Annotated in this window: 26 protein-coding genes; 12 read left to right on the top strand and 14 right to left on the bottom strand. The window is 73.9% G+C overall.

Annotated features, from left to right (window positions below; genetic code table 11):
• Positions 1–228 precede the first annotated feature (228 nt).
• Both IH50_RS0123925 and IH50_RS0123920 read left to right on the top strand, forming a co-directional pair.
• A complete protein-coding gene (locus IH50_RS0123925; RefSeq protein WP_030865929.1) occupies positions 229–834 on the top strand; it encodes a hypothetical protein in 606 nt (201 codons plus the stop codon).
• Positions 835–984: 150 nt separating this feature from the next.
• Positions 985–3,423, top strand: coding sequence for a right-handed parallel beta-helix repeat-containing protein (locus IH50_RS0123920; protein ID WP_030865927.1), 2,439 nt, complete (start codon positions 985–987; stop codon positions 3,421–3,423).
• On the opposite strand, the gene IH50_RS0123915 is transcribed toward IH50_RS0123920, so the two are convergent.
• Positions 3,393–5,735 carry a hypothetical protein gene (locus tag IH50_RS0123915; RefSeq protein WP_037872757.1) on the bottom strand — a complete coding sequence of 781 codons (2,343 nt, stop codon included), beginning with the start codon at positions 5,733–5,735 and terminating at the stop codon, positions 3,393–3,395. The genes IH50_RS0123920 and IH50_RS0123915 overlap by 31 nt on opposite strands.
• 287 nt (positions 5,736–6,022) lie before the next feature.
• On the opposite strand from IH50_RS0123915, the gene IH50_RS0123910 reads away from it, so the two are divergent.
• Both IH50_RS0123910 and IH50_RS0123905 read left to right on the top strand, forming a co-directional pair.
• On the top strand, positions 6,023–6,862 hold the full coding sequence (locus IH50_RS0123910) for a DeoR/GlpR family DNA-binding transcription regulator (protein WP_030865924.1): 840 nt from the start codon (positions 6,023–6,025) through the stop codon (positions 6,860–6,862).
• A 66-nt stretch (positions 6,863–6,928) separates the two neighbouring features.
• Entirely contained in the window at positions 6,929–7,399 is a 471-nt protein-coding gene (locus IH50_RS0123905; protein WP_030865922.1) for an SRPBCC family protein, read from the top strand.
• A gap of 3 nt (positions 7,400–7,402) precedes the next feature.
• Here IH50_RS0123905 and IH50_RS0123900 read toward each other — a convergent pair whose 3' ends face one another.
• Complete coding sequence (locus tag IH50_RS0123900) at positions 7,403–8,527, bottom strand: PLP-dependent cysteine synthase family protein (protein ID WP_030865920.1); 1,125 nt, start codon at positions 8,525–8,527, stop codon at positions 7,403–7,405.
• Between the two features lie 331 nt (positions 8,528–8,858).
• On the opposite strand from IH50_RS0123900, the gene IH50_RS0123895 reads away from it, so the two are divergent.
• Together IH50_RS0123895 and IH50_RS0123890 are read left to right on the top strand one after the other, a co-directional pair.
• A complete protein-coding gene (locus IH50_RS0123895) occupies positions 8,859–9,182 on the top strand; it encodes a hypothetical protein (RefSeq protein ID WP_030865918.1) in 324 nt (107 codons plus the stop codon).
• A 183-nt stretch (positions 9,183–9,365) separates the two neighbouring features.
• On the top strand, positions 9,366–9,911 hold the full coding sequence (locus tag IH50_RS0123890) for an ATP-binding protein (protein ID WP_030865916.1): 546 nt from the start codon (positions 9,366–9,368) through the stop codon (positions 9,909–9,911).
• Between the two features lie 96 nt (positions 9,912–10,007).
• Here IH50_RS0123890 and IH50_RS0123885 read toward each other — a convergent pair whose 3' ends face one another.
• The 5 genes from IH50_RS0123885 to IH50_RS0123865 all read right to left on the bottom strand — a co-directional run bounded on the left by IH50_RS0123885 (position 10,008) and on the right by IH50_RS0123865 (position 13,857).
• The gene (locus IH50_RS0123885) at positions 10,008–10,295 is read right to left on the bottom strand and encodes an SHOCT domain-containing protein (protein WP_030865914.1); all 288 of its coding nucleotides are present in this window, start codon (positions 10,293–10,295) and stop codon (positions 10,008–10,010) included.
• Between the two features lie 261 nt (positions 10,296–10,556).
• The gene (locus tag IH50_RS0123880) at positions 10,557–10,976 is read right to left on the bottom strand and encodes a PPOX class F420-dependent oxidoreductase (RefSeq protein ID WP_030865911.1); all 420 of its coding nucleotides are present in this window, start codon (positions 10,974–10,976) and stop codon (positions 10,557–10,559) included.
• Between the two features lie 32 nt (positions 10,977–11,008).
• On the bottom strand, positions 11,009–11,899 hold the full coding sequence (locus IH50_RS0123875; protein ID WP_030865909.1) for an NAD(P)-dependent oxidoreductase: 891 nt from the start codon (positions 11,897–11,899) through the stop codon (positions 11,009–11,011).
• Positions 11,900–11,927: 28 nt separating this feature from the next.
• Positions 11,928–13,169 (bottom strand): ROK family protein, encoded by a 1,242-nt coding sequence (locus tag IH50_RS0123870; RefSeq protein ID WP_030865905.1) that lies wholly within the window; start codon positions 13,167–13,169, stop codon positions 11,928–11,930.
• Positions 13,170–13,206: 37 nt separating this feature from the next.
• Positions 13,207–13,857 (bottom strand): alpha-ketoglutarate-dependent dioxygenase AlkB family protein, encoded by a 651-nt coding sequence (locus IH50_RS0123865; RefSeq protein WP_030865893.1) that lies wholly within the window; start codon positions 13,855–13,857, stop codon positions 13,207–13,209.
• Between the two features lie 68 nt (positions 13,858–13,925).
• Between IH50_RS0123865 and IH50_RS0123860 the strand changes: the two genes are divergently transcribed.
• The gene (locus IH50_RS0123860; RefSeq protein WP_030865885.1) at positions 13,926–15,059 is read left to right on the top strand and encodes a methyltransferase; all 1,134 of its coding nucleotides are present in this window, start codon (positions 13,926–13,928) and stop codon (positions 15,057–15,059) included.
• 1 nt (position 15,060) lies between these two features.
• Here the strand turns inward: IH50_RS0123860 and IH50_RS0123855 are convergent, their stop codons facing one another.
• Positions 15,061–15,927: a class II fructose-bisphosphate aldolase gene (locus IH50_RS0123855; protein WP_030865883.1), complete on the bottom strand. Its 867-nt coding sequence runs from the start codon at positions 15,925–15,927 to the stop codon at positions 15,061–15,063.
• A gap of 20 nt (positions 15,928–15,947) precedes the next feature.
• Positions 15,948–16,829: an SIS domain-containing protein gene (locus IH50_RS0123850; RefSeq protein WP_030865881.1), complete on the bottom strand. Its 882-nt coding sequence runs from the start codon at positions 16,827–16,829 to the stop codon at positions 15,948–15,950.
• 148 nt (positions 16,830–16,977) lie between these two features.
• On the opposite strand from IH50_RS0123850, the gene IH50_RS0123845 reads away from it, so the two are divergent.
• The 3 genes from IH50_RS0123845 to IH50_RS0123835 all read left to right on the top strand — a co-directional run bounded on the left by IH50_RS0123845 (position 16,978) and on the right by IH50_RS0123835 (position 20,485).
• The gene (locus IH50_RS0123845) at positions 16,978–17,757 is read left to right on the top strand and encodes a DeoR/GlpR family DNA-binding transcription regulator (RefSeq protein ID WP_030865879.1); all 780 of its coding nucleotides are present in this window, start codon (positions 16,978–16,980) and stop codon (positions 17,755–17,757) included.
• A 65-nt stretch (positions 17,758–17,822) separates the two neighbouring features.
• Positions 17,823–19,658 (top strand): glycoside hydrolase family 15 protein, encoded by a 1,836-nt coding sequence (locus tag IH50_RS0123840; protein ID WP_030865871.1) that lies wholly within the window; start codon positions 17,823–17,825, stop codon positions 19,656–19,658.
• A 152-nt stretch (positions 19,659–19,810) separates the two neighbouring features.
• Positions 19,811–20,485: a phosphatase PAP2 family protein gene (locus tag IH50_RS0123835; RefSeq protein ID WP_051767426.1), complete on the top strand. Its 675-nt coding sequence runs from the start codon at positions 19,811–19,813 to the stop codon at positions 20,483–20,485.
• 62 nt (positions 20,486–20,547) lie between these two features.
• Here the strand turns inward: IH50_RS0123835 and IH50_RS0123830 are convergent, their stop codons facing one another.
• The 5 genes from IH50_RS0123830 to IH50_RS0123810 all read right to left on the bottom strand — a co-directional run bounded on the left by IH50_RS0123830 (position 20,548) and on the right by IH50_RS0123810 (position 25,061).
• Complete coding sequence (locus IH50_RS0123830) at positions 20,548–21,303, bottom strand: hypothetical protein (protein WP_051767425.1); 756 nt, start codon at positions 21,301–21,303, stop codon at positions 20,548–20,550.
• A 66-nt stretch (positions 21,304–21,369) separates the two neighbouring features.
• Positions 21,370–22,116 (bottom strand): cupin, encoded by a 747-nt coding sequence (locus IH50_RS0123825; protein WP_420709106.1) that lies wholly within the window; start codon positions 22,114–22,116, stop codon positions 21,370–21,372.
• Positions 22,113–23,033: a PmoA family protein gene (locus IH50_RS0123820; protein WP_030865861.1), complete on the bottom strand. Its 921-nt coding sequence runs from the start codon at positions 23,031–23,033 to the stop codon at positions 22,113–22,115. Before IH50_RS0123820 ends, IH50_RS0123825 begins: the two co-directional genes overlap by 4 nt.
• The gene (locus tag IH50_RS0123815) at positions 23,030–24,145 is read right to left on the bottom strand and encodes a Gfo/Idh/MocA family protein (RefSeq protein WP_030865860.1); all 1,116 of its coding nucleotides are present in this window, start codon (positions 24,143–24,145) and stop codon (positions 23,030–23,032) included. Before IH50_RS0123815 ends, IH50_RS0123820 begins: the two co-directional genes overlap by 4 nt.
• A 157-nt stretch (positions 24,146–24,302) precedes the next feature.
• Positions 24,303–25,061 carry a response regulator gene (locus IH50_RS0123810; RefSeq protein WP_037872754.1) on the bottom strand — a complete coding sequence of 253 codons (759 nt, stop codon included), beginning with the start codon at positions 25,059–25,061 and terminating at the stop codon, positions 24,303–24,305.
• A 242-nt stretch (positions 25,062–25,303) separates the two neighbouring features.
• Between IH50_RS0123810 and IH50_RS0123805 the strand changes: the two genes are divergently transcribed.
• Together IH50_RS0123805 and IH50_RS0123800 are read left to right on the top strand one after the other, a co-directional pair.
• The gene (locus IH50_RS0123805; protein ID WP_030865858.1) at positions 25,304–26,287 is read left to right on the top strand and encodes a Bug family tripartite tricarboxylate transporter substrate binding protein; all 984 of its coding nucleotides are present in this window, start codon (positions 25,304–25,306) and stop codon (positions 26,285–26,287) included.
• Positions 26,284–26,823: a tripartite tricarboxylate transporter TctB family protein gene (locus IH50_RS0123800; RefSeq protein WP_030865857.1), complete on the top strand. Its 540-nt coding sequence runs from the start codon at positions 26,284–26,286 to the stop codon at positions 26,821–26,823. The genes IH50_RS0123805 and IH50_RS0123800 overlap by 4 nt, the downstream gene beginning before the upstream one ends.

Genomic DNA, 26,823 nt, shown 5'->3' with positions numbered 1-26,823 from the left:
CGCGCCCCCCCCGGACAGCGCCGACCGCCGTACTTCGCACGGAACGCCGCCGGGCCTTGACCGGCGGCGTCCGGCTGTCCGCGGCGGGAACGCGGACATCGGCGCCCACGCGCGGGCCGCGCCCCCGCGGTTCCCGCCGCGGGGCGCGGGAACCGGTTCCCGGGCCCGCGCGTTGGCCTTTCACGAGAGATCCGTGAAAGGACCCGCGGGGGGAAGGGGGCGCGGACCGTGCGAGCGATCAGCGGACTCTGGCGCTGGCGGCACAACCCGTTGTGCCGCGGGACCGACCTGGCCGAGGCCTGGGTGGCGTTCACGGCACTGCTGCTCGTCCTCGTCGCCGCACCGGTGGCCGGTGTCCTCGTCGGAGGCGCCGCCCAGGACGCCCTGCAGCGTTCCGTCCGCGCACAGCACCAGTCCCGGCACCTGGTGACGGCCACGGTGGTGCGCGAGCTCGCCCTCTCCCCGTCGGCCGCCGACCCGGAGATCTCCGCCGGCGGGGATCCGCGCCACCGCGTCCTCGCCCACTGGACCGCGCCGGACGGCACCGAGCGGAGCGGGCCGGTGCCGACCCGCCTGAGGGACCCCCGCCCGGGCGACCGCTTCCGGATATGGACCGACGGGCACGGGAGAACGGTGGCCCGTCCCCTGGACACCGCGACAGCCACGACGCACGCCGTGCTCGCCGGCCTCGGCGCCGCCCTGGCGACCGCGGCCCTCGTCGAGGGCCTCAGACGGCTGGCCGTCCGGCGCATGGTCCGCCGCCGGTACGCGCGGTGGGACCGGGCGTGGGAGAAGGCGGGCCCGGACTGGGGCAGGACCGGGACCGGCAGCTAGGGCCGCGGCCCGGACACGCGGCCCTCGACGACGTTCCGGCTCCGGTCAACCCGGTGCCCGCGCGCACGCTACGGTGGTCCGGCCGAACCGATCGGCGGCAGCACACGCGCGAACGAGCCACGTACGACAAGGTGGGGGCACAGTTACGCCATGGCACAGGGCACGGTCCAGGTGACGCACACCGGCACATCGAGGTGGCGGCGCCGCACGGGTGAGTACGCATCGCTCGCCGCCGCCCTGGAGGCCGCGGCCGAGGGCGACGTCCTCACCGTCGCTCCCGGGACCTACCGGGAGAACCTCGTCGTGCAGCGGGCGGTGACCCTGCGCGGCCCCGAGGGTTCACCCGGCTCGGTGCGCATCGCGCCCCCGGACGGCGTTCCGCTGACCGTGCGCGCCTCGGCGGTGATCCAGGACCTGCACGTGGAGGGACAGGACACCACCGCCCCGGCCGTGCTGGTCGAGGGGGGCACCCCGGAGCTGCGCGACATACGGGTGGTCACCCGGTCCGCGGCCGGCATCGAGGTGCGCGGCGGCGCCCGGCCCACGGCGCGCCGCTGCACGGTCGACAATCCGGCGGGCGCCGGCATCGCCGTACTGGACGGCGGGGGCGGGGTGTTCGAGGAGTGCGAGGTGGTCGCCGCGGGGCAGGCGGGGGTCGCGGTGCGCGGCGGTGCCCATCCGCGCCTCGAGCGCTGCCGGGTGCACCACGCCTCGGGCTCGGGACTGACCGTGACCGGGGAGAACTCGGCGCTGGAGGCGGTGGGTTGCGAGGTCTACGAGGTACGGGGCAGCGGTGTCCAGGTCACCGGCCGCGCCACCGCGCACCTCACCGACTGCGATGTGCACCGGACGACCGGGGACGGCGTCACGCTCGACACGGACGCGGTGCTGACGCTGGCCGACTGCCGGATCCACGACATCCCGGAGAACGCGGTCGACCTGCGGTCCCGTTCGGTGCTCACGCTGACCCGCACCAGCGTGCGGCGGTTCGGCCGCAACGGTCTGTCGGTGTGGGACCCGGGCACGCGCGTGGACGCCAACCAGTGCGAGATCTTCGACAGCACCGGTGACTACCCCGCGGTGTGGGTGAGCGACGGCGCCACCGCCGTACTGGACTCCTGCCGGGTGCACGACGTGCCGGACGCCCTGTTCGTGCTCGACCGCGGTTCCCGCGCGGACGTCGTCGACAGCGATCTGACGCAGGTGCGCAACACGGCCGTGTCGGTGAGCGACGGCGCCACCGCGCAGCTCGACGACTGCCGGATCCGGGAGGCGGCGACGGGCGCCTGGTTCCGCGACCACGGCAGTGGCGGCACCCTCGCCGGCTGTTCCCTGGACGGCGTGCAGACCGGCGTGATCGTCACCAAGGGCGCCGACCCGACCGTCGAACGCTGCACGGTCGACTCCCCCGCCGAGGCCGGTGTCTACGTCTCGGCCGGCGGCCGCGGAACCTTCGTGAACTGCCGGGTCACGGGCAGCGGCGGCTACGGCTTCCATGTGATCGACGGCAGCCGTACGACGCTGCGGAAGTGCCGTACGGAGCGCTGCGCGCGCGGTGGATACGAGTTCGCCGAGGGCGACGCGGCGTCCGGTTCGGGCGGTCCCGTCGTGGAGGACTGCACCAGCGACGAGAGCGGGAGCCTGAAGCCGGCGGCGGCACCGGAGCCGGCCGCCGTGCGGACGGTGAGCCACACCACCGGCCTGCTGAGCTCCGTTCCCGCCGCCCGCACGGCCGAGCCGGCACCCCCCGCCCCCGCTCCCGCCCCTGCGCCGGAGACCCGCACCTCCAAGGCCGTGCTCGGGGAACTCGACGCGCTGGTGGGCCTGGAGAGCGTCAAGCGCGAGGTGCGCGCCCTCACCGACATGATCGAGGTGGGCCGGCGCCGGCAGCGGGCGGGCCTGAAGGCAGCGTCGGTCAAGCGGCATCTGGTGTTCACCGGCTCCCCCGGCACCGGCAAGACCACCGTGGCCCGTCTGTACGGCGAGATCCTCGCCTCGCTCGGGGTGCTGGAGCAGGGGCATCTGGTCGAGGTGTCCCGGGTCGACCTGGTCGGTGAGCACATCGGCTCCACGGCGATCCGCACCCAGGAGGCGTTCGAGAAGGCGCGCGGCGGTGTGCTGTTCATCGACGAGGCGTACGCGCTCTCCCCGGAGGACGCCGGGCGCGACTTCGGCAAGGAGGCCATCGACACGCTGGTGAAGCTGATGGAGGACCAGCGGGACGCGGTGGTGGTGATCGTGGCCGGTTACACGGCCGAGATGGAGCGGTTCCTGTCGGTCAACCCGGGTGTGGCGTCCCGTTTCTCACGGACGATCACCTTCGGCGACTACGGCCCCGAGGAGCTGCTGCGGATCGTGCGGCAGCAGGCCGAGGAGCACGAGTACCGGCTGGCGCCGGGCGCCGACGAGGCGCTGCTCGCGTACTTCACCGACATCCCCAAGGGGCCCGCGTTCGGCAACGGACGCACCGCGCGGCAGACCTTCGAGGCGATGGTCGAGCGGCACGCGAGCCGGGTGGCCCAGCTCGACGAGCCGACCACCGACGACCTGACCCTCCTCTACGCCGAGGACCTGCCCGCGCTGCCCTGAGCGCCGTCGGGCTCCTCCGTGTGCCGGGGCGCCGGTACCCCGGGACGCAGGCGGGCGAGCAGCCGGCGCCGTTCCTCGGCGAACGCCGGGTCGGCCTGGTAGTCGGAGTGGCCGAGGATCGGCGCGGGCAGGGGGTGGGACTCGGTGCGGCCGTAGGCGAGGGGGTCCTGGAGCGCGGGGCGGTCCACGGCGGGGCCGCAGTCGCCGGGCAGCCGCATCGGTCCGCCGATGGGGTCGGTGCGCCGGTGGAGGTTGCGCCAGCAGTCGACCTCCCGGTGCAGGGAGCCGAGCGCGTCCGGTCCGAAGTGGGCCGGGAACCAGCGGCCGTACAGCCGCTCCAGCGGGGAGCCGTAGGTCAGCAGCGCGACGCGTCTGCGGGTGGACGGCGGGAGCTGCCAGGCCGTGGCGGCGGCGAGGACGCTGCCCTGGGAGTGGCCGGAGATCACCAGCCGGCCGCCGGTGGCCCGGGTCCAGGTGGCGATCCGCCAGGTCAGGTCGGGCACCGCGCGCTCGGCGTAGCAGGGCGGCGCGAAGGGGTGCGCGGCGCGCGGCCAGAAGGTGCCGACGTCCCACAGGATGCCGATGGTGCGCCGCGCGGAGGCGTCCTTGTAGGCGCGGCGGCCCGAGGCGACGAGGAGGACGAAGCCGAGTCCGATCAGCCAGGAGCCCAGCGCCTGCGCGGTCTCGGCGGCGCCGTGGACGACGGCGTGCGAGCCCCGGGTGGCCTCGCCGGGTGTCCTGTCGGTGGTCAGGGCGCCGACGAGGGCGCCGGCGCCCAGCAGCAGGGTCGCGGCGGAGGTGACGGCGAGGACGCGCGGCGCGCGGTCGGTGAGGGCGGCCATGGCGCGCACGGAGGCGATACGGCGGGTGCGGCCGGGGTCACCCGTCTCGCCGGGGTACTCGCGTTCCACGGCGGCGCGCTCCGCGCGTGCGAGCCGCCAGGCGCGCCGGGCGAGCCAGCCGCACAGCAGCAGCACCAGGACGAGCAGCGGCGGGATGACGGACGCCTGCCAGGTGAGCAGCACGGGCGGGCCGGGGATCGAGGTCCCGGTGCCGTCCAGCCAGTCGGAGACCCGCTGGGAGACACCGCCGGACATGACGCCGCCCAGCGCGCAGGCGAGCATGGCGACCGCCGGTCCGGCCAGGCCCCGCATGGCGGCGCGCCGGTCGGGGGCGGTGCGGTGCAGGCTGTGGGCGACTCCGGCGAGCACGATCACCAGCAGGCCCTGGGCGAGGGCGAGGGCACCGAAGGTGGCGTCGCCCGGCAGCCTGCCCGCCGACTCCCAGCCGGGGCGCTCCCACCCGGCGTAGAGCAGGGTGAGGGCGAGCAGGGCGAGCGCGGCGAGCGGCAGGTACCGCACCAGGCGCCGGTCGAGTCCGGCGTCCAGCCGGCGTTCGGAGCGGCCCCGGCGGCACACCACCCCCACCACGGCGCACGCCCCGGCGGCCAGTGCCGCCTCCAGGAGCACACCGAGGACGGCCAGGACGGCCGGGCCGCCCGGCTCGCGGTCGTGGCGGGCGGCGGCGGAGCCGACCGCGGCGGCGACGGTGAGCAGTCCCGCGGCGGTGTGCGCGGCACGCAGCCGGGCGACCAGGCGCCGGCCGTACCAGAAACCGGGCCGGCCCAGCGCGGTGCGCCCGCCGTCCTCCTCGGGCTCGGGGTCGTGGGTCATCGGCTGCTGGGACTCGTACGCGCTCCAGGTGCGCAGGGACAGCAGCCACAGCAGGCCGGTGAGGGCGGCGGGCACCAGGGCGGCGAGCGCCAGCCTGCGGCCCGGCGCGCTCCACCAGCCGCCGTCGGACATCACGGGCGAGAGGAAGCCGAGCCAGGAGTGCCGTTCGGCGCACGCGCGGGTGCCCGCGCACTGCCAGGCGGCCAGGTCGAGGGCGACCTCGCAGACGGCCGCGACGAGCAGCACCGTCAGACTGAGTCCGGCCAGCCGCACCAGCAGCCCGTACAGCCGGACCGTGCGCCGGCGGCCGTGGGCGGTGGGGCGCATCCAGTGGGCGAGGTTGACCACCATGAAGGGGAGCAGCAGCAGCCACAGGGCGCGGGTGCCGTTCCCGGAGGTGAGGTTGCACCAGACGTAGGCCTCGGGGACGGGCCCCTCGCGCCGTCCGGCGGGCCGGTGCTCCGCGTCGGCGTCGTCGGCGCGGCGGAACACGGCGGCGATGTCGTCGCCGGTGATCCGCACCGTGCGCGGGTCGTCGAGCATCTCCTGGGGGGTGGTGCCGCCCACCCCGTGGACCAGGAGTTCCAGGGCGGTCCCGTCGGTGCCCTCGGCCGGTCTGTTCCGCTGCGCGTTCTCCACTGATCCGCACTTCCCCCGTGACGCCCCGTCGGCTCCGTCCGTGCGGGCACAGGATCTCCCGTACCGGAACGGCTCACACCTCTCGTCACGTAATCTCCCCGATCCGTGGGACAGGCAAGCGGCATGCGAAGCATCAATGACATGCGCGCGACGAGTCACCGATGGCGCCGCGCGGGGCACGGCATGCGAGGATGGGACGTCCGCGCACCGATGACGGTCGGAAACCTGCTCGTCGCGGAGGGTGCGGGGCGTGTCGGACGGTTTGCGGCGAAAGGACCGGAGCGTACGTGAGCGAGAATCAGAACCTGCTCGCGGAGCAGCGGCGCACCCTGATCCTCGACGAGGTCCGGCGCCGGGGCGGGGTCCGGGTCAACGAGCTGACCCGCAAGCTCGGCGTGTCGGACATGACGGTCCGCCGCGACCTGGACGCACTGGCCCGGCAGGGCGTGCTGGAGAAGGTGCACGGCGGCGCGGTCCCGGTGGTGGAGGCGAGCACGCACGAGCCCGGGTTCGAGGCCAAGTCGGGCCTGGAGCCGACCGCCAAGGAGGACATCGCGCGGGCGGCGGCCGAACTGGTCTCCCCCGGCGCGGCGATCGCGCTGTCGGGCGGTACGACGACCTTCGCGCTGGCGCACCGGCTGGTGGACGTCCCGGACCTCACGGTGGTCACCAACTCGGTACGGGTGGCCGATGTGTTCCACGCGGCGCAGCGCACGTCGGGGACCCGGCAGGGCGCGGCCACGGTCGTCCTGACCGGCGGGGTGCGCACGCCGTCCGACTCACTGGTGGGGCCGGTGGCCGACCAGGCGATCGCGGCGCTCCACTTCGACCTGCTGTTCCTCGGGGTGCACGGGATATCGGTGGAGGCGGGGCTGTCCACGCCGAACCTCGCGGAGGCGGAGACCAACCGGCGTCTGGTGCAGTCGGCCCGGCGGGTGGTCGTGGTCGCCGACCACACCAAGTGGGGCACGGTGGGGCTGAGTTCGTTCGCGTCCCTGGAGCAGGTCGACACCCTGGTGACGGATTCCGGGCTGCCCGCGGAGGCACGCGCGGAGGTGTCCGAGCATCTGCGGCGGCTGGTGGTGGCGGGCGAGCCGGAGGAGTCCGCGAAGACCGCGGACCTCTGACGGGCCCGTCGTCCGTGGTGCGCCCGCCTGCGGTCAAGTCCGGTGTATGTCGAGGAGGTTGTGTCCATGGCCCACCGTCTGCGCCCCGTGGGGCACGAGTTCGTGGCGACGGCACCCGTACGACTGGTCTTCGGGCGGGAGATCGCCGCCGCGCCGGAGCGGGTCCACCGTGCTCTCGCCGGGGACGTGAGCGGCTGGACGGAATGGTTCGGGCCGGTCACGCTGGCCCGCCCCCTCGACGACGGGGCGGGGCGTGAGATCCGGCTCCGGGGCGGCGCCCGGTTCCGTGAGACGGTCCTGGTGGCCAGGGAGCCCGAGGTGTACGCCTATCGCGTCGACGTGACGAACACGCCGGGCGCCCGGGCCCTGGCCGAGGAGTGGCTGCTCACCCCGGCCGGGTCGGGCACGCGGGTCCGGTGGACCTTCGCGGCCGACGGCACGGCGGCCTTCCGGCTCGCGCTGAGGGCCGCGCGCCCGGGGCTGGGCCAGACCTTCCGCAACGCGCTGGCCGCGCTGGACCGCCGCCTGGCGGGGTAGCCGTCAGTCGGGCCAGACCCCGGTCCGCAGCAGGGAGTCGATCGCCGCCGTGTACGGCGCGATGTCCAGGCCCTGGCCGGACAGCCAGGCGTCCGAGTAGTACTTGTCCAGGTACCGGTCCCCCGGGTCGCACAGCAGCGTCACCACGCTTCCCCGCCGCCCGTCCGCCACCATCTCCGCGACGATCTTGAGCGCGCTCCACAGCCCGGTGCCGGTGGAGCCGCCCGCCTTGCGGCCGATGACCCGCTCCAGGGCCCGTACCGCGGCGACACTGGCCGCGTCGGGCACCTTCATCATCCGGTCGATCGCGCCGGGTACGAAACTCGGCTCCATACGGGGCCGTCCGATGCCCTCGATCCGGGAGCCTCGGTCGCAGGCGACGCCCGGATCGCCGGTGGTCCAGCCCTGGAAGAAACACGAGTTCTCCGGGTCGGCGACACAGACGCGGGTGTCGTACTGCATGTAGTGGACGTAGCGCGCGAGGGTCGCCGAGGTGCCGCCGGTGCCGGCCGTGGCGACGATCCATGCGGGTTCCGGGAACCGCTCCAGCTCCAGCTGACGGAAGATCGATTCGGCGATGTTGTTGTTGCCCCGCCAGTCGGTGGCCCGCTCGGCGTAGGTGAACTGGTCCATGTAGTGGCCGCCGGTCTCCGCCGCGAGGGCGGCGGACGCCTCGTACATCGTGCGGGGGTCGTCCACGAAGTGGCACCGACCGCCGTGGAACTCGATCAGGCGGCACTTCTCGGCGCTCGTCGTGCGCGGCATGACGGCGATGAAGGGCACACCGATCAGCTTCGCGAAGTACGCCTCCGACACGGCCGTGGAACCGCTGGACGCCTCGATCACCGGGCGGCCCGGACGGATCCAGCCGTTGCACAGCCCGTAGAGGAAGAGCGAGCGGGCCAGCCGGTGCTTGAGGCTGCCGGTGGGGTGGGTCGACTCGTCCTTCAGGTAGAGGTCGATACCCCACCGCTCGGGCAGCGGAAAGCGCAGCAGATGGGTGTCGGCCGAGCGGTTGGCGTCGGCCTGCACCCTGCGCACGGCCTCTTTCAGCCAGGCCCGGTAGGAGGCGTCGCTGTGGTCGACGTCGAGGGTGGCACCGGTCAGGGTCTGTCGGGGAGTGCTCACGGCGGGGCTCCTTACGCTGAGCACCGACGGCGTACCGCGCGGCCGGCACCCCGATCATAGACACCATCCGCACCGTCCCTCACCTGCATAAACACTCCTTTGAGCCGCTCAAAGACTCCCTGGGGCGCGCAACGTGGCGACAGGGGGGCGCATTGGCGCGAGTGCACCCCGGGCCCCGGGGAACGCCGACGCGCGCACTGGTGCTCGACGGCGGGTGCGGGCAGACTGCACCGGCGTGAGCAGGCCCCGTACGGGGGCACACTGGAGCTGGGCAGGAGCCGGCCCGTGGAGCACGGTCCGGCACACCGACGCGCACAAGGGGGCGGGTGGCATGGCGGAGCCGGAGTTCACGGCCACGGGCGTGCGGATCGGCAAGCGGCTGCGTTCGCTCACCCGGGCCGGCCAGGTCCGGATCAGCGAGGGCCGGCTGGAGCTGCTCACCAGCTACGGCAGCGAGATCGACAGCGCGCCGGTGCAGGCGGTACGGGCGTCCAGGCCCTGGTTCGCGCCCGAGGACCGGGCGCTCGCGGACCTCAACGGCAACCGGTACTCGCTGACCCTGGGCGATCACGACCCCGCGCCGGGTGAACCCGGCCCGCCCGCCGCCAGCCGTTTCATCGAGGCCGTGCGCCGGGCGTCGGGGCGCGGCGCCTGAGATGTCCGTGACTTGCGTCACTTCGCCTCGTACGTCACGCTGGTCTCACGTCACTCTGGGTTTACCGGCGATAACGCTGCGAACCAGCCCGCCGGCCACGACAGCAGGCGGCAGTGTCACGCAGGCGCCCTGCTGGATCCGTCTTCCGTGTTCTTCCGGACCTCACGTCGGGGAGTCGCAGCCGTGATCACTCACCCAAGCAGGCACTGCGCGGTGGAGCTCCAAGCCCTGCCGTCGCGGATCGGCCAAGTCCGCAGAATCGTATCTGCACAGTTGCGTTACTGGCATATGGACCCGTTGATAGACCGGGCATCGCTCGGTGTGACGGAGCTGTTGTCCAACGTCCACCGGCACGCCCGGCCCGACAAGACGTGCACCGTCGAGATCGAGCTGCTGCTCGACCGGCTCAAGGTGTCGGTGCGCGACCACGACCCTCGGTTGCCGGTCCTCGCGGACGCGGGCCCGCTCGCCACGTGCGGGCGCGGGCTGGCGATGGTCGCCGCGATGAGCGAGAGCTGGGGCGCGGTGCCGGACGGCGAGTCCGGCAAGATCGTGTGGTTCACCCTGCCGACACCGTCCGCGACCGCCGCGCCCGCCGGGGACCTGCAACCGCGGATCACGGCCGGCGAGCCCGCCGGCCACCGCTTCGCGGAGATCGCCCTCGTGGAACACACCACCGAGGACCACCACGCCGAACGGGCCCCCGCCCGCTCCGCCGTCCCCGGCTGACCGGCACCGCACCCGCGGGCGATCGTGCCTCCTCCGGTGCCGTACAGGCCCGGGAGGCACCCCGCGAGCCCCGTCCCGCGCCGGAGGTCGTGCCGGTCAGCGTCCGCCCCTCCCACCACGCCGGCCGAACTGCTCCTCCAGGACCGACGACCGGCGCCAGTACTCGTCCTCGTCGATCTCGCCGGAGGCGAAGCGGTGGCCGAGCACCGCGAGGGGCGAGGTGTCCTCCGCCGTGAACCGTCCGGGGCCGGTACCACGGTGCCCGCGCCACGCCGTGCGGCGCAGCAGGGCGATGCCGCCGCCGATGACCAGGGCCCAGATCAGGGGGAAGAGCAGGATCCACGGGCCGGGCCCGCCGTCGCCGAAGTGCGCCAGGATCTGCATGATCGTCCATCTCCTCGGATACGCCGTCACGTCGCTCCTTGTGCGACGTCTTCCGAGCATCGCCCCGCGAGCGGGCCGGGGCGTCGTACGGCCGGCGGCACTGTGCGTACCTCGCGGGGAGTACACGGACGGCCGCGTCCTGCCGAGGAGCACCCGGCTCCTCGGAGCGGGCACGCGCCCGAAGGGGCCTGGAGCGGTCGGGCGCGGGCCGGGGCAGGTGCGTCACCCCCTCGCGGGGAAACCGGACTTCGCGGGTGGGGGTCAGCCGCCCGCCTGGTCGCTGTCCTTCAGCGCGCCCCAGCCGTGCCAGCGGTCCACCTCGAGCCACCCGCTGACCCTCGTCCGCTCCCGGTCCGGGTACGGCTTGCCGGTGTAGTGGCGGGAGAGGCGGTCGATGTCGGCCAGGTCCTCGTCGTCGTGGATCTCGGTCACCCGGCCGATCAGGGTGACGTGGGTGTACCAGTCGTCGTCCAGGACGGTGAGGGTGACGCGGGGGTCGCGGCGGACGTGCTTCAGACGGACCCGGCCCTCGTCGAAGTTGACCAGCGCGCGGCCGTCCTCCCACAGGTACCAGGTGGGGGTGGACACGGGCGCGCCGTCGGAGCGCAGCGTGGCCATGACGCAGGGGTTGGGCTTGCGCAGCAGTTCCTGCGCCTCGGGGGGAAGCGGGGGCTTGGACACCACGGACTCCTTCGTGTTCGCTGCTCGGCCGGTCAGGTGGTGGGGTCGTCGTCGAAGCTGGCGTAGTAGGCGGCGGCCATGTCCTCGTCGCCGTGGCCCCGGGCGCCGGCCCGCTCGAGCCGTTCGGCGCTCGCGGCGGCCACGTCCAGGCGGACCCCGTGCTGTTCGCCGGCCCGCACGATCAGTCTGGCGTCCTTCGCCGCGGTCGTCACGGCGAACTGGGCCGGGGACAGCCGCCCGTCGAGGATCATCCCGGCCTTGGCGTGCAGGTAGCCCATGTCGAGCGGGCCCCCGGCGATGAGGTCGAGGAAGCCGTCCGGTGCGACGTCGAGCGCCTTGGCCAGGGCCAGGGCCTCACCGGCGGCGGTGGTCGCGGCGAGCACCCAGCTGTTGGCGACCAGTTTCAGGCGGGTCGCGCCGGCCGCGGCGCCGTCCTCCCCGGCCCACACGGTACGGGCGCCCACCGCGTCGAACACCGGTGTCACCCTGTCCCGGCCCTCGGCCGGTCCGGCGGCGAGCACGGTGAGCTGTCCGGCCTCGGCGGGCTGGCGGGTGCCGAGGACCGGGGCGTCGTAGAAGAGCAGGCCGTGCTCGCGGGCGAAACCGGCCAGTTCGGCGACGCCCTCGACGCCCGCGGTGGTGGACTGCGCCCAGACGGTCCCGCCGCGCAGGGCGGGGGCGGCCTGACGCATCGTCTCCAGGGTGGCCGGGCCGTCGTACAGCATGGTCAGTACGACATCGGCGGACTCGACCGCCTCGGCGGGGGTGCCGGCGATGTGCGCGCCGTCGGCGGCGAGCGGTTCGGCCTTGGCGCGGGTGCGGTTCCAGGCCCGTACGGTGTGCCCCGCGCGCAGGAGGCTGCGGGCCATCGCCGCGCCCATGATGCCGGTCCCCAGGACGCTGACGGTGAGCTTGTCGGTCATGACTCCGCTTTCTGTCTGTCGGGTCGCCTTATCGCACCAGTGCCCCGAGAGGATCGTCCAGCACCGGCTGCCAGGCCAGTTCCGCCGCGCCGACCAGGCTGTTGTGATCCAGGGTGCAGGGGAGGATGGGGACTCCGCCACTGCGGCCCCACAGGCTACGGTCGGCGACGACGGCGCGCAGCCGGTCCGGGTCGGCCTCCAGCAGGGTGCGGTGCAGTCCGCCGAGGATGATCCGGTCCGGGTTGAGGATGTTCACCAGTCCGGCCAGGCCCAGGCCGAGGCGGTCGATGAGGGACTCGGTGGCGGTGCGCACGTCCGGGTCGTCGTACTGGCCGCGGATCAGGTCCTCGGCCTGCTTCAGCAGGGAGAACTCGGGGCCCGGCGCGCGGCCCGCCGCGGTGAGCAGGGCCAGCGGGTCCGCCTCGACGTCGAGGCAGCCTCGGCTGCCGCAGTGGCAGGGGCGGCCCTCGGGGTTGACGGCGAGGTGGCCGACCTCCAGGGCGAGTCCCGAACTGCCCGAGTGCAGGCGGCCGTCGAGCACCAGCGCGCCTCCCACTCCGCGGTGGCCGGTGGCCACGCACAGCAGGTCGCGGGAGCCGCGCCCGGCGCCGTGCCGGTGTTCGGCGAGGGCGGCGAGGTTGACGTCGTTGGCCGCGAAGGCGGGCCCGTCCAGGCCGGCCGCGCGCACCTGCTCGGCGAAGATCTCCCGCACCGGGGCGCCCGCGGGCCAGGCCAGGTGCAGGGGGTTGAGGGCGAGCCCTTCCGGTTCGGCCACCGCCGACGGCACGGCGAGCCCGGCGCCCACGCACCGCCGTCCGGTCTCCTCCAGCAGTCCGGCGCCGGCCGCGACGACGGAGCCGAGCACCTTCGCGGGGTCGGCGTCGACGACCTCGCAGCCGGGCGCCGTGGCGACGATACGGCCGCCCAGCCCGACCAGGGCCGCCCGGAAACCGTCGGCGTGCACCTGCGCGGCGAGCGCCACGGGCCCGTCCTCGGCGACCGAGAGCCGGTGCGAGGGGCGCCCTTGCGAACCGGCCGCCGCGCCGGGCCGGGCGTCCACCCGGATCAGCCCGAGCGCCTCCAGTTCGGCGGCGACCGCGCCGGCCGTCGCGCGGGTCACGCCGAGTTCGGCGGTGAGCACCGAGCGGGTCGGCGCGCGTCCGGTGTGCACGAGCTCCAGTGCGGGTCCGAGCGCGCCGCGCCCCCGGTCCAGCCGCGTTCTCGAGGTGGTCCCTTCCCCCGCCGGCCGGGGGTCCGCCTTCCCGCTCATGAGGGCGAGTCTCCCATGATCCGCAACCGGGGGCGGACTACAGACCACTGACCCTCAGCGTGATGTTCAGCCTTCCGGCCAGTCCCAGCTCGGGCGGTGCCGTGCCCTCGTGCACCCGGGGAACGCCGTGGTACGCGAGCCGGGAGGGCCCGCCGAAGACGAACAGGTCGCCGCTGCGCAGCTCCACGTCCGTCCAGGGGCGGTTCCGGGTCTCCGTGTTGCCGAAGCGGAAGACACAGGTGTCGCCGAGGCTCAGCGACACCACGGGCGCGTCCGCCTTCTCGTCGCTGTCACGGTGCATGCCCATGCGGGCGTCGCCGTCGTAGAAGTTGACGAGCGCGATGTCGTACGCGGCACCGCGCGCGGCGTCCGCGCCCAGCGCGTCGGTCACCGCGCGGCGGCCCAGTTCGCCGAGCCGGCCGGGGAAGGGTTTGACCGGGGCGCCGTCACCGTCGACGACGGTGCGGGCGTAGCCGTACGGGTACCAGTGCCATCCGAGGCACACCTGCCGGGCGGTCATGGTGCCGCCGCCGGGCGTGCGGACGGTGCGCAGTCCGGCGGGCGGGCGGGCCCACTCCCGGCACGCCTCCAGCAGTTCGCGCTGCTCCCGCGCGTCCAGCCAGTCCGGCACGTGCACCGCGCCGGACGCGATCTCGCTCCGTGCCCGGGGGAACAGCTCGGCGTCCATGCCTCCCATCCTGCCCGACGCGCCCTGAGCTGCGGCTGGGCTAGCCTGGTCGGACGATGAACGACCGTATGACGACCGCGTGGGGCGAGCCGGTGCTGGCCAGGTTCCCCGAGGACCCGAGGGACAGGCTGCGCGCCTGGGACGCGTCCGACGAGTACCTCCTCAGGCATCTCGCCGACCGGCGGGTCCCGCTGTCCGGCGCGGTCGTGGTCGTCGGCGACCGCTGGGGCGCGCTGGTGACGGCGCTCGCCGCGCACCGGCCGACGCAGATCACCGACTCCTGGCTCGGACAGGAGGCGACCCGCGCGAACCTGGCCCGCAACGGCGTCGAGCCGGGCGCGGTACGGCTGCTCACCACGCAGGATCCCCCACCGGCCCGGATCGACGTCCTGCTCGTCCGCGTGCCGAAGAGCCTGGCACTGCTGGAGGACCAGTTGCTGCGGCTGGCGCCGGCGGTGCACGAGGGCACGGTCGTCGTCGGCACCGGCATGGTGAAGGAGATCCACACCTCGACGCTGGACCTCTTCGAGCGGATCCTCGGCCCGACCAGGACCTCGCTCGCCGAGAAGAAGGCCCGGCTGATCCTCTGCACGCCCGACCCCGCGCGGGAGCGCCCCGCGAACCCCTGGCCGTACCGCTACACGCTGCCCGACGGCATCGGCCCGGTGTCGGGCGCGACGGTCGTCAACCACGCCGGCGTCTTCTGCGCCGACCGTCTCGACATCGGCACCCAGTTCTTCCTGAGGCACCTGCCCGCCGGCAAGGACGGCGGACGGGTGGTGGACCTGGGCTGCGGCAACGGCGTCGTCGGTACGGCGATGGCGCTGGCGGACCCGCGCGCCGAGGTGCTGTTCGTGGACGAGTCGTTCCAGGCGGTGGCGTCCGCGCAGGCCACGTACCGGGAGAACGACGTGCCCGGACACGCCGAGTTCCGGGTCGGCGACGGCCTGTCGGGCATACCGGCCGGCAGTGTCGACCTGGTCCTGAACAACCCGCCCTTCCACTCCCACCAGGCGACCACCGACGCCACGGCCTGGCGCATGTTCACCGGCGCCCGGCGCACCCTGCGCCGGGGCGGCGAACTGTGGGTGGTCGGCAACCGTCACCTGGGGTACCACGTGAAGCTGCGACGGCTGTTCGGCAACAGTGAAGTGGTGGCGTCGGACCCGAAGTTCGTGGTCCTGAGGGCCGTGAAGCGCTGACTCAGGACGGTGCCGGGACCGCGCCCAGCGCCTCGATGACCGCCGTCACCGTCCGCGTCATCGCCTCCCGGCCCGCCGTGAGGTAGCCGCGGGAGTCGACCGCCTCGGGGTGGTCGGTGAGGAACTCCCTGAGCGCGCCGGTCATGGCGATGTTCAGGGCCGTTCCCACGTTGACCTTGGTGATGCCGCCCGTGACCGCCGCGGCGAGTTCGTCGTCGGGGAGGCCGGAGGAGCCGTGCAGGACGAGGGGGACGTCCAGGGTGGCGGCCAGCCGTCCGAGGAGGGCGTGGTCGAGGGCGGCGGTGCGGGTGGTCATGGCATGGGTGGTGCCGATGGCGACGGCCAGCGCGTCCACGCCGGAGCCGGCGACGAAGGCGCGGGCCCGGTCGGGGTCGGTACGGGCGCCGGGCGCGTGGGCGTCCGGCGCGGGCCGGCCGTCCTTGCCGCCGATCTCGCCCAGCTCGGCCTCGATCCACAGCCCTCGGCCGTGGGCCCAGTCGACGGCGGCCCGGGTCGCGGCGAGGTTGTCGGCGTAGGGCAGCCGGGACGCGTCGTACATCACGGAGCCGAATCCGGCGTCCGGGGCCTGGCGCAGCAGGGTGTCGCTCCGTACGTGGTCGAGGTGCAGGGCGACGGGGACGGCGGCGTGTTCGGCGGCGGCGACGGCGGCGCGGGCGAGCGGGAGCAGCCGGCCGTGGCGGAACCTCACGGCGTTCTCGCTGACCTGGAGGACGACGGGGGCGTTCGCCGACTCGGCGCCGGCGATGACGGCCTCGACGTGTTCGAGGGTGATGATGTTGAACGAGGCGACCGCCGAGCGGTGGGCGGCGGCGCGGGTGACGAGCTCGCCGGTGGTGGTGAGGGGCACGGTCCGTCCTTTCCGGCGGGTCAGGGTGCGAGGACGACCGAGCGGGTGAGGTGGCGGGGCCGGTCGGGGTCCAGGCCGCGGGCCGCTGCGACGGCGACGGCGAGCCGCTGGACGCGGACGAGTTCGGCGAGCGGGTCGAGGGTGCCCTCGATCCACAGCCCGCCGGTGTCCCGCACCTGCCGGGCCAGCCCCTCGGGGGCGTCGCCGAGCATCCAGGTCGCGGTGGTGGAGGTGGTGATGCTGATGGGTCCGTGCCGGTACTCCATCGCCGGGTAGGCCTCCGTCCAGGCGAGGGCCGCCTCGCGCATCTTCAGTGCGGCCTCGTTGGCCAGGCCGACGCTCCAGCCGCGGCCGAGGAAGGTGAACTGGGCGCGGTCCACGAGCCCTTCGGGCAGCGGGTCGGCCAGCGCCGTGCGCCCGTCCTCGACGACCGCGTCGGTGTGCAGGCCCAGATGGGCGCGGAACAGGGTGAGGGCCGTGGTGGCGAACCGGGTCTGGACGACGGAGCGTTCGTCCGCGTGGTCGAGGACGACCGTCTCGTCGGCAAGTGACATCACGGGGGCGGCCGGGTCGGCGGTGACCGCGGTGGTGCGGGTGCCGCCCTTCAGCCGGCCCAGCAGGCCGAGGACCTCGGTGGTGGTGCCGGAGCGGGTGAGGGCGACGACACGGTCGTAGGCGCGATGGTACGGGAACTCCGAGGCGGCGAAGGCGTCGGTCTCGCCCTGGCCCGCGCCCTCGCGCAGGGCCGCTACCGCCTGCGCCATGAAGTACGAGGTCCCGCAGCCGACCACCGCGACCCGCTCCCCCGCCGCCGGGAGCACCGGGGCGTGGGACGGGGCCTGCGCGGCGGCGCGGCTCCAGCACTCGGGCTGACTGTTCAGTTCGTCCTCGACATGGGTCATGCCGCACCCCCGAAGGCTCGATGCTCGTTCTTGCAACATTGAGCGAGGTTTCGAGCAAAATCAAGCATCAGGTCGAAGGGCGGGTGCGTTAGGGTCGCCGAGGACCGAAGGAGATCCGGGGAGACCGGGAGAGACGACGGGAGGGCGGATGTCGCGGGACGCCCGCTGGAAGGCGCTGCTGGAGCTGCTCGTCGAGCGCGGCCGGCTGGACGTCGAGGAGGCGGCCGGCGAGCTGGCGGTGTCGGCCGCGACGATCCGGCGCGACTTCGACCGGCTCGCCGAGCAGCAGATGCTGGTGCGCACCCGTGGCGGCGCGGTGGTGCACGGGGTGTCGTACGAGCTGCCGCTGCGCTACAAGACCGCGCGGCACGCCTCCGAGAAGCAGCGCGTCGCGAAGGCGGTGGCGGATCTCGTCGCACCGGGCGAGGCGGTCGGGCTGACCGGCGGTACGACCACCACGGAGGTGGCGCGGGCGCTGGCCGTGCGCGGGGACCTCGCCTCGGGCTCGCCCGCGCTGACCGTGGTGACGAACGCGCTGAACATCGCCAACGAGCTGGCCGTGCGCCCCCAGTTCAAGATCGTGCTGACCGGCGGGGTGGCACGGGCCCAGTCGTACGAGCTGGTCGGGCCGCTCGCGGACGGGGTGCTGGGGCAGATCACCCTCGATGTGGCGGTGCTGGGTGTCGTCGCCTTCGACGCCGTGCACGGGGCGGCGGCCCACGACGAGGCGGAGGCGGCGGTGAACCGGCTGCTGTGCGAGCGGGCCGAGCGGGTGATCGTGGCCGCCGACTCCAGCAAACTGGGCCGGCGGGCGTTCGCCCGGATCTGTACCGCCGAGCGGGTGGACACCCTGGTCACGGACACGGGCGCGGACCCGGAGGCGGTGGGCCGCTTCGAGGAGGCGGGACTGCGGGTCGTGCTGGCCTGAGCCGGTCCGGCCGAAGCTGCCTAAGCTGGCAGATGAGCACGGCGTGCCGGCCCAGGGAGGCTGCGATGGACGCGATGGCCAGGGAACAGGACGGGTCCGGGGCGCGCCGGTACGTGCCGATCGCCGACCACGGGCTGATCGGTGATCTGCGCAGTGTGGCGCTGGTGGGGACCGACGGCACCATCGACTGGTACTGCTGTCCGTCCTTCGACGCGCCGAGCGTGTTCGGGGCGATCCTGGACGCCGAGCGGGGCGGCTGCTTCGAGCTGGCGGCGGCCGTGCCGGCCCGCACCAAGCAGTTCTACTTCCCTGACACCAACGTGCTGATCACCCGGTTCTTCACCGAGGACGGGGTCGGTGAGGTGCAGGACTTCATGCCGGTCGGCGGCACGCCGGCCGACGAGGCCCGGCACCGGCTGATCCGGCGGGTGCTGTGCGTACGCGGCTCCGTGCCGTTCCGGGCGCTGGTGGCGCCGCGGTTCGGTTACGGCTCCCGCCCGCACACCGTGCGGCTGACCGGCGGCATCGCGGTCTTCGACTCCGGGGAGCTGTCCCTGGCGCTCACCGCGACCGTCCCGATGGAGACCGACGGGCCGGACGTACGGGCCGAGTTCAAGCTGACCGAGGGGGAGACGGCGGTGTTCGCCCTGGACCAGGCCGGTCCGGAGGTGACCGTGGACCGCTGCGAGTGCGGGGAGGCGGAGCGGCAGTTCGGCGCGACGGTGGCGTACTGGAGGCGGTGGCTGTCCTCCTCGCGGTACCGGGGCCGCTGGCGGGAGATGGTGCACCGCTCCGCCCTCACCCTGAAGCTGCTCACCTACGCGCCGACCGGGGCGATCGTGGCGGCGCCGACGACCAGCCTGCCCGAGGAGCTCGGCGGGGAACGCAACTGGGACTACCGGTACGTGTGGGTGCGCGACGCGGCGTTCTGTGTGTACGCGCTGCTGCGGCTGGGCTTCACCGAGGAGGCCGAGGCGTTCATGGGGTTCGTCTCCCGGCACATCAGTCCGGGAGACCGCAAGGCCTCCGGCCCGCTGCAGATCATGTACGGCATCGACGGCCGCACCGACCTCCCCGAGCGTGAACTCGGCCATCTGGAGGGGCACTGCGGCTCGGCACCGGTCCGCGTCGGCAACGCGGCGGCCGACCAGCTCCAACTGGACGTCTACGGGGCGCTGATCGACTCCATCTACCTCTACGACAAGTGGGCCGAGCCCGTCTCCAGCGAGCAGTGGGACCATGTGACGGCGCTGGTGGACTGGGTGTGCGCGCACTGGGACCAGCCCGACGAGGGCATCTGGGAGACGCGCGGCGGGCGGAAGAACTTCCTGTACTCGCGCCTGATGTGCTGGGTGGCGATCGAGCGCGCCGTCCGGATGGCCAACCGGCGGGGCCTGCCCGCCGATCTCCCCCGCTGGCAGGCGAGCCGGGACGCCGTCTACCGGCGGATCATGGACCGCGGCTGGTCGGCGTCGCGCCGGGCCTTCGTGCAGCACGAGGACGGGGAGGTGCTGGACGCGGCGGTGCTGATGATGCCGCTGTCGAAGTTCATCGCGCCGACCGACCCGAAGTGGCTGTCGACGCTCGACTCCCTCACCGAGGACCTGGTGTCCGACTCGCTGGTCTACCGCTACGACCCGCTGGCGAGCCCCGACGGACTCCACGGCGACGAGGGCACGTTCTCCATCTGCTCGTTCTGGTACGTCGAGGCGCTGACCCGCGCCGGGCGGCTCGACGAGGCGTCCCTCGCCTTCGAGAAGATGCTGACGTACGGCAATCATCTCGGCCTGTACGCCGAGGAGATCGGCCACACAGGGGAGCAACGGGGCAACTTCCCGCAGGCGTTCACCCACCTCGCCCTGATCAGCGCCGCGTTCAACCTGGACCGGGCCCTGGGCTGAGGCGCCGCGGGCATGCGGGCGGGCGGGGTCCCGGTCGGGGCCGGCGCGGTGACCACGGACCGGCCGGCCGGGGTGGGCGAGCTGGTGCGGATGGATCATGCGTACCGTGGGCACCTGGTGATTCGTCCACGATGCCATCGCGGGAGAGACAGATGAGCGAGCCGCCCACCACCGACCACCAGGACGTCACCCGTCCGCTCACCGGGCCGGTGCCGCCCGCCGACGGACTGCGCAGGGTCGCCGCCGCGGTCCTCGGCGACCTCAGGGCCGTGGACGGCGCCCTGTACGCGGCGGTCGCCGCCACGCCGACGCCCACGCTCGACCGGGCGCTGCGCAGGCTGTCCCACACGGCCGACCACTCGAAGATCTCCTTCGCCATCGCCGGGGTCCTCGCGCTGGGCGGGGCGCGGCCGCGGCGGGCGGCGCTGGCCGGGGTCGGCGCCATAGCCGTGGCGTCGGCGTCGGCCAATCTGCTGGGCAAGCGGCTGGTTCGCAGGGCCCGGCCGGACCGGGAGGCGGCGCGGGTGACCGTGGACCGGCACGTGCCGATGCCGACGTCGGCGTCGTTCCCCTCGGGGCACACGGCGTCGGCGGTCGCGTTCGCGACGGCGGTGGGCACGGTGCTGCCCGCGGCGTCGGTCCCGTTGGGGGCGCTGGCGTGCGCGGTGGGGTACTCGCGGGTGCACACGGGGGTGCACTATCCGGGTGATGTGGCCGCCGGGGCGATCCTGGGCATCGCCAGTGCGGCCACCGCGCTGGCCGTGGGCGCGGCCCGGCTTCCGGCGTCGTACGCCCCGCACCGCACGCGGTTCCCGCGCCGGCCGTGACCCGCGGCCGCCGGTGACGGTGGCGGGGCCCGGTCCGCCGGCCGCGGTCCCGCGCCGCGGGCTCAGCCCGAGCGGGCGACGACCTGTCCGATTACGGAGCAGCGCCTCTCGCACTGCGGGCAGGTCGCCTCGCCGAAGGCATGGGTCAGGGCGTGCGCCACGTCCTCGTGGCCGTCCGCCAGGGCCAGCCCGTGGAGGCGGCGGCCGAGGCCGTCGAGGGCACCGGGGGCGGCCGGGTGGAGAGGGAGGGTGTCGACGCCGTCGGAGAGGGCGTAATCCTCCGACGTGCTGAAGAAGCCCCGCTCGCCGATGACCACCCACAGCGCCGCGGAGCAGTCCTCCTCAGGGCATTCGAGCTCGTACTCCTCGCTGACGACGCCCCAGAGCAGCTCCTCGCCCCAGTGGATGTCGCCCTCCAGGTTCAGGACCGCTTCGAGCAGGTGGCAGTACTCGGCGCGGTCCCTGGTGGTCCGGCGCCACCGGTGGGCGGCGGCCAGCAGGCGCGCGACCTCGGGTGCGTACCGGTCCCGCAGGTCCCGGGGCCCGTGCCGCTGATCGGCCTGGACGAGGACCGCGCCGGCCAGGTGGAGGGCCGAGGCGGCGGTGTGGGCGTCGTCCCCCTCGGCCATGGCCGTCAGCGCGGGCAGCACCAGCGGGTGGGACGCGTCGATCGTGCCGTTGTGGTACAGCTCCGTCCAGAGGTCGCTCCAGGCCCGGCCGTCCCGGTCGGCGGCGGCACGTTCCAGCAGGGCGGCTTCCCGGCCGGAACCGGCTTCGTCCGCACGGGGATCCGGGGAGTCGTTCGTCACCCGCGCCATCCAAGCAGACTCCGCCGGGCCGGCGGCACCGGGAGGGTCCCGGCGCCGTCCGTGCGGGCGGCGGGTTCACCCGCCCCCGTACGGCACGGTGGCCCCCGGCAGCCCGTACTCGTCCCGCCGCCCGCACATCCCGTACCCGCCGCGCCGGCTGGGCTCCGCCTCGTACGCCGTCGCCCCGGCCAGATGGGTGAAGTCACCGCCCTCCAGCGCGTCCAGCTGCGCACCCGTGCGTTCCGCGGCCGCCAGTGCGCCCGCCCGCCACACCTCCCTCCATACCGGCACCCGTTCCCGCACCAGCCGCGCGGCCGTCCGCAGGAACTCCCGGTACGGTCCGTCGTCACCGGCGCGAAGCGCCTCCCGCAGCACGAGGTACCCCTCGACCGCGAGGTCCCGTCGCCGCCGCGCCGCCGCCTCCGCACTCGGGCCCGTACCGGCCGGAAGCATCGCGGCGTCCGCGTACCGTCCGGGGTCGGCCAGCACCTTTGCCGGGAAGGTGAACACGGCGTCCCCGGCCTCCGGCAGCCCGTTGTTCTGCATCAGCACCGTGACCCGCAGATCACCGCCCTGCACCATCCGGTGCACGGTCCCCGGCGTGAACCACGCGAGCGTCCCCGCCTCCAACGGGATGTCCCGGTACCCGCCGGAACTCAGCGTCTGCACGGCGCCCCGGCCGCCGGTGACGACGTACGCCTCCGTGCACACCGTGTGCAGATGCGGGCTCCCCCCGCACACCCCGTCCGCGGCCTCCCACGCGTACGCGCTCAGGTGCGACAGCCCCACGGCCCCCGGCAGCGGCGCACCGCCCCCGCTCACCAGGGCAGCCCGTCCAGATACGACGCCACCCGCGCCCGGTCCCACGCGCCGTCCGCGACCACGATCCGGTAGCGGTACGAGAAGGACTCCCCCGGCGGCAGCGCGAACTCCTCGAAGAACGCCCAGGAGAACGCCACCGAGGGAATGGGCTCCGACCGCACGAACCAGTGCGAGGGATGAACGGCGGTCCTCCCGTCGAGGTTTTCGGGCGCGTGTGCGAAGACCAGTGTGGAGTGGGCGTCCACGTCATCGTGCTCGGTGGTGAAGGCGAGCCACGGTCCTTGCGTCCCCATGAGCGTCCCGGTTCCGGCCTCGGCCCCGAACACCGCACCGCCGGTGAAGTCCCGGGCCCCCCGCCACTGCAGCCCGGTGTACCCGGCCATCTCCCGCCCCGCGGTGGTGGGGGACCCGAACACCAGGTCGACATCCCGCGCGTTGCTCAACCGGATCGACCAGTCGAGCACCCACGCCCCGGCCTGCTCGTCGACCGAGTGGACGCTCAGCCCGCGCTCCTCCCGCGCCCACTCGTCCCCGCCGTTCTCCACCCAGGTGAGCTCCTCGACGAGATCGAGACGCTCGTCCCCGACGGCGAACCCGGAGAACCCGTCGTGCCGCATCGACCCGACGCGTTCGGGCAGGGGCAGGTAACCCCGGCCGTGCACATACGAGTTGCCGCCCCAGAAGTTCTGTCCGGACAGGTGGCTGGCCGTCATCTGCAGCCCTTTGTGCCAGCGGTGGTCGTTCGGCCGGTACCCGGTCACCGTACGCCCGCCCAGCGTCCGCACCGGATGGGCGTACGGCTTGCGGGACTCGAACGCCTCGGGATCGGGCCGGTAGACGTACCGCAGGATCTCCGTACCCCCCGCGGCCGTCACCACCACGGCGTCGCCGATCTCATGCGTGACGCGGATGCTCATGCGTGCTCCTCGGGTGCCCAGTCGGAGTGGCCACCGTGCATGGCCGTGTAGAACGGGTCACCGGGGCCGATCTCCCCGGCCCGCACCGGCCGCCCGGTGAACGCGGCCTTGTACAGCGCGGCGGCGAACTCGAGGGTGCTCCGCGCCTCCGCGCCGCTCCCCGGCGGTCGCGTCCCGGCGTCACAGGCGTCGAGGAGGGTGCCCAGCTGCGCCGTGTGCGAACTGGGCACGTCCCGCGGGGGCGTGCGCCACGCCGCGGCACGCTCGGCGGGGACGTGCCGGGCCGGGGTGTAGGACCAGTCGTCGTTGCCGTGCCCGTACAGGTGGGTGAGTTCGACCGTCGCGTCGGCGCAGTCGACACGGATCCGGCTCACCTCGTCCGGGGAGAGCACGCTGTTGACGACGGTCGCGAGCGCGCCACCCCGGAAGCGGACCAGGGCGGTGGAGACGTCCTCGCTCTCGGTGTCGTGGACGAGGCGCGCCGCCATGGCCCGTATCTCCTCCCACTCGCCGAGCAGGTGCAGCAGCAGGTCGTACTGGTGGATGCCGTGCCCCATGGTGGGCCCGCCGCCCTCGGTGGCCCAGCGTCCGCGCCAGGGCACGGAGTAGTACGCGGCGTCCCGGTGCCAGGTGGTCTGGCAGTGCGCGACCAGCGGGGCGCCCAGTTCACCGCCGCGGATCAGTTCACGGGCGTGGGCGGCGCCGGAGCCGTAGCGGTGTTGGAAGACCACGGACGCGTACGCCCCCGACGTCTCCTCGGCGGCCGCGATGTCGTCGTACTCGGCGAGCGACAGGCACAGCGGCTTCTCGCACAGGACCCAGGCGCCGGCCTTGAGCGCGGCCACCGTCTGCTCCCGGTGGAGCGAGGGCGGGGTCCCGATCAGCACCAGGTCCGGCCGTACGGCGTCCAGCATCGCGCTCATCGAGGTGAACCCGGCGACCTGCTCCCCGGCGGTCGCGCGGAAGGCGTCGAGCCGGCCCTGGTCCACGTCGACGGCGGCGACCAGTTCGGTGCGGTCGGCGTGGGTGCGCAGCGCGGGCAGATGGCCGCCGCTGACGATGGCGCCGGTGCCGACGACGGCGACACGGCGGCGGACGGGGGACAAGGACATGCGGCGCTCCTCGGAACGACGGCGAAGGCAGACCGGAAAGCGTTTCAGAAAGCGCTTACCCCGACGGTCGACCCTAGGCCCGCCCGCAGCCGGGGACAACCCCGTGCCCCGTATCCGGGACCGGTCGGAACCGAAGCCGAAACCGGATCCGCACCCCTTACGCCCGCGCCTCACCCCCCGGCCGCAGTCCCCCGTCCCGCCCCAGGAACCGGTACCGCCGCTCGGGCCGCCCCGTGGACCCGTACCGCAGCGACACCTCCACGGCGCCCATGGTGTGGAAGTACTCCAGGTACCGCCGGGCGCTGACCCGCGAGACCCCGGTCAGAGCGGCGCACTCGGTGGCCGACAGGGTGCCGTCGGTCTCGCGCAGGGTGCGCTCGACCAGCCCCGCGGTCTCCGCGCTCATGCCCTTGGGCAGCACCGGTGACACCGGCCCCGCCGCACCACCCGCCAGCACCCGGTCGACGTCCGCCTGACCGCGCACCACCGTACCGAGCAGCCGCCCGCGCTGCACGGCGTAACGCTCCAGACGTCCCCGCAGGTCCTCGAAGTCGAACGGCTTGAGCAGATAGTCGACGACCCCGTGCCGCACCGCGCCGCGCACCGCGTCCGCCTCCCGGGCGGCGCTGATGACCATCACGTCGCAGTCGTGCCCGGCGGTCCGCAGCCGGGGGATGACGTCGAGACCGAAGAGGTCCGGCAGATACAGGTCCAGCAGCACCAGATCGGGACGGAGTTCGTCCACGGCGGCGATGGCCTGCTCCCCCGTCCCCGCGACACCGACGACCCGGAACACGTCGAGGCGGTCGACGTAGGCCCGGTGCACCCGGGCCACCCGGAAGTCGTCGTCGACCACGAGCACGTCGATCGTGTCGGCTGTCGCGGGCGCGGGGCGGCCGCCCCGACCACTGTCCATCTGCTTGCTCCTTCCGCCACCGCGTCGGTGAGGTGACCGGAACCGCCCATCATGGCCCCCACCTGCGGCTGAGGAAAGAGACGTGCGCCACTGACGCACCCGTGCTGACGCAATGACCACAACCTCCATTGCTTCCGCAAGCGCGACAGCCCGGCGGCGTGCGGGCACCATGTGGCCCGCGTCACCCTCCCCCGCGGGGCCTGGCGTGATCCCAGACGACCGACCGACAGGTGGTGGCTTTCGTGCGCCTGCGCACACCCCTCGCCCTGCTCGGGGCCGCCGTGCTCCTGCTCGTGGGCCCGCCGCTGCTCACGACCGGCAGCGGCACCGAGACCGGCACGCAGATCCCGGGCCTGCGCTTCATGGTTCCCAACACACCCGGCGGCGGCTACGACATCACGGCCCGTACGGCCGCGAAGGACGCCGAGGACGCCGGACTCACCCACTCCGTCGAGGTGTTCAACCTGCCCGGCGCCGGCGGCACCGTCGGCCTGAGCCGGCTGGTGAGCGAACACGGCAACGGCAAGCTCGCCATGTCGATGGGCCTGGGCGTGGTCGGCGCCGTCCGCTCCAACGACACGCCGAAGACCCTCGCGGACACCACTCCGATCGCCCGGCTCACCGAGGAGCAGGACGTCGTCGTGGTCGGGAAGAACTCCCCGTACAAGACGGTCGACGACCTGATCGGCGCCTGGAAGGAGAACCCCGGCAAGCTCCCGGTGGGCGGCGGGTCCTCCCCCGGCGGGCCCGACCATCTCGCGCCGATGCTGATGGCGCGGGCGGCCGGCATCGCGCCGAAGGAGGTCAACTACATCCCCTTCGACGGCGGCGGCGAACTGCTCGCCTCGATCCTCGGCGACAAGGTCGCCTTCGGCGTCTCCGGGGTCGGTGAGTACCTCGACCAGATCAAGTCCGGCGAACTGCGCCTGCTCGCGGTCACCGGCCCGCAGCGCGTCGCGGGACTCGACGCGCCCACGCTCCAGGAGGCGGGCTACGACGTGAGTTTCACCAACTGGCGCGGCATCGTCGCCCCGCCCGGCCTCACCGACGCCGAACGCGACAAGCTCGTCCGCCTGGTGCGGGAGCTGCACGACTCGGACGAGTGGCGGGAGTCGATGAAGCGCAACGGCTGGGACGACGCCTTCCTGACCGGCGAGGAGTTCGGCGCGTTCCTGGACGCCGAGGACAAGCGCGTGGTCTCGGTACTGAAGGAGCTCGGACTGTGACGACGACCACCGACGACAACACCCCCGCCCCCACCGCCGCACGCCGCTCCTGGCTCCGCGACCACTCCGAACTCGGCGTCTGCGTCCTGCTGCTGGCCCTCGGCGTGCTCGTCCTCACCGACGCCCTCACCATGGACGTCGACATCACCCAGCGCGGGCCGGTCGGCCCGAGGACCGTGCCGGTCGTGGTCGGTGCGGGCCTGCTGGTCATCGCCGCGCTCCTCGCCGTCGACGTGCTGCGCGGCGGCCGGGGGCAGGCCGAGACCGGCGAGGACGTCGACCTGTCCGAACCCGCCGACTGGCGCACGGTGTCGCTGCTGGCCGGCGTGTTCCTGGGGTCCGCGGTGCTCATCGAGCCGCTCGGTTTCCCCCTCGCGGGCGCGCTGCTCTTCTGGGGCGCGGCCTTCGCGCTCGGCAGCCGCAGACCCGACCGCGATCCGCTGATCGCGGCGGTGGTCTCCTTCGTCACCTACGCCGTGTTCAACAACCTGCTCGGAGTGCCGCTGCCCGGCGGTCCGCTGATGGGAGTGCTCTGA

This window comes from Streptomyces sp. NRRL S-37 (assembly GCF_000721605.1).
Classification (GTDB): domain Bacteria; phylum Actinomycetota; class Actinomycetes; order Streptomycetales; family Streptomycetaceae; genus Streptomyces.
Note: the sequence above shows the minus strand (reverse complement) of the source record. Positions and strands in the feature narration are given on the sequence as shown.

What these genes read in the sequence shown, in the direction of transcription:
- IH50_RS0123920 (WP_030865927.1), top strand. Translation starts at nt 985, where the DNA reads ATGGCACAGGGCACGGTCCAGGTGACGCACACCGGCACATCGAGGTGG.
- IH50_RS0123905 (WP_030865922.1), top strand. Translation starts at nt 6,929, where the DNA reads ATGGCCCACCGTCTGCGCCCCGTGGGGCACGAGTTCGTGGCGACGGCA.
- IH50_RS0123895 (WP_030865918.1), top strand. Translation starts at nt 8,859, where the DNA reads ATGGCGGAGCCGGAGTTCACGGCCACGGGCGTGCGGATCGGCAAGCGG.
- IH50_RS0123885 (WP_030865914.1), bottom strand. Translation starts at nt 10,295, where the DNA reads ATGCAGATCCTGGCGCACTTCGGCGACGGCGGGCCCGGCCCGTGGATC.
- IH50_RS0123875 (WP_030865909.1), bottom strand. Translation starts at nt 11,899, where the DNA reads ATGACCGACAAGCTCACCGTCAGCGTCCTGGGGACCGGCATCATGGGC.
- IH50_RS0123870 (WP_030865905.1), bottom strand. Translation starts at nt 13,169, where the DNA reads ATGAGCGGGAAGGCGGACCCCCGGCCGGCGGGGGAAGGGACCACCTCG.
- IH50_RS0123865 (WP_030865893.1), bottom strand. Translation starts at nt 13,857, where the DNA reads ATGGACGCCGAGCTGTTCCCCCGGGCACGGAGCGAGATCGCGTCCGGC.
- IH50_RS0123860 (WP_030865885.1), top strand. Translation starts at nt 13,926, where the DNA reads ATGACGACCGCGTGGGGCGAGCCGGTGCTGGCCAGGTTCCCCGAGGAC.
- IH50_RS0123850 (WP_030865881.1), bottom strand. Translation starts at nt 16,829, where the DNA reads ATGACCCATGTCGAGGACGAACTGAACAGTCAGCCCGAGTGCTGGAGC.
- IH50_RS0123845 (WP_030865879.1), top strand. Translation starts at nt 16,978, where the DNA reads ATGTCGCGGGACGCCCGCTGGAAGGCGCTGCTGGAGCTGCTCGTCGAG.
- IH50_RS0123840 (WP_030865871.1), top strand. Translation starts at nt 17,823, where the DNA reads ATGGACGCGATGGCCAGGGAACAGGACGGGTCCGGGGCGCGCCGGTAC.
- IH50_RS0123835 (WP_051767426.1), top strand. Translation starts at nt 19,811, where the DNA reads ATGAGCGAGCCGCCCACCACCGACCACCAGGACGTCACCCGTCCGCTC.
- IH50_RS0123830 (WP_051767425.1), bottom strand. Translation starts at nt 21,303, where the DNA reads ATGGCGCGGGTGACGAACGACTCCCCGGATCCCCGTGCGGACGAAGCC.
- IH50_RS0123820 (WP_030865861.1), bottom strand. Translation starts at nt 23,033, where the DNA reads ATGAGCATCCGCGTCACGCATGAGATCGGCGACGCCGTGGTGGTGACG.
- IH50_RS0123815 (WP_030865860.1), bottom strand. Translation starts at nt 24,145, where the DNA reads ATGTCCTTGTCCCCCGTCCGCCGCCGTGTCGCCGTCGTCGGCACCGGC.
- IH50_RS0123810 (WP_037872754.1), bottom strand. Translation starts at nt 25,061, where the DNA reads ATGGACAGTGGTCGGGGCGGCCGCCCCGCGCCCGCGACAGCCGACACG.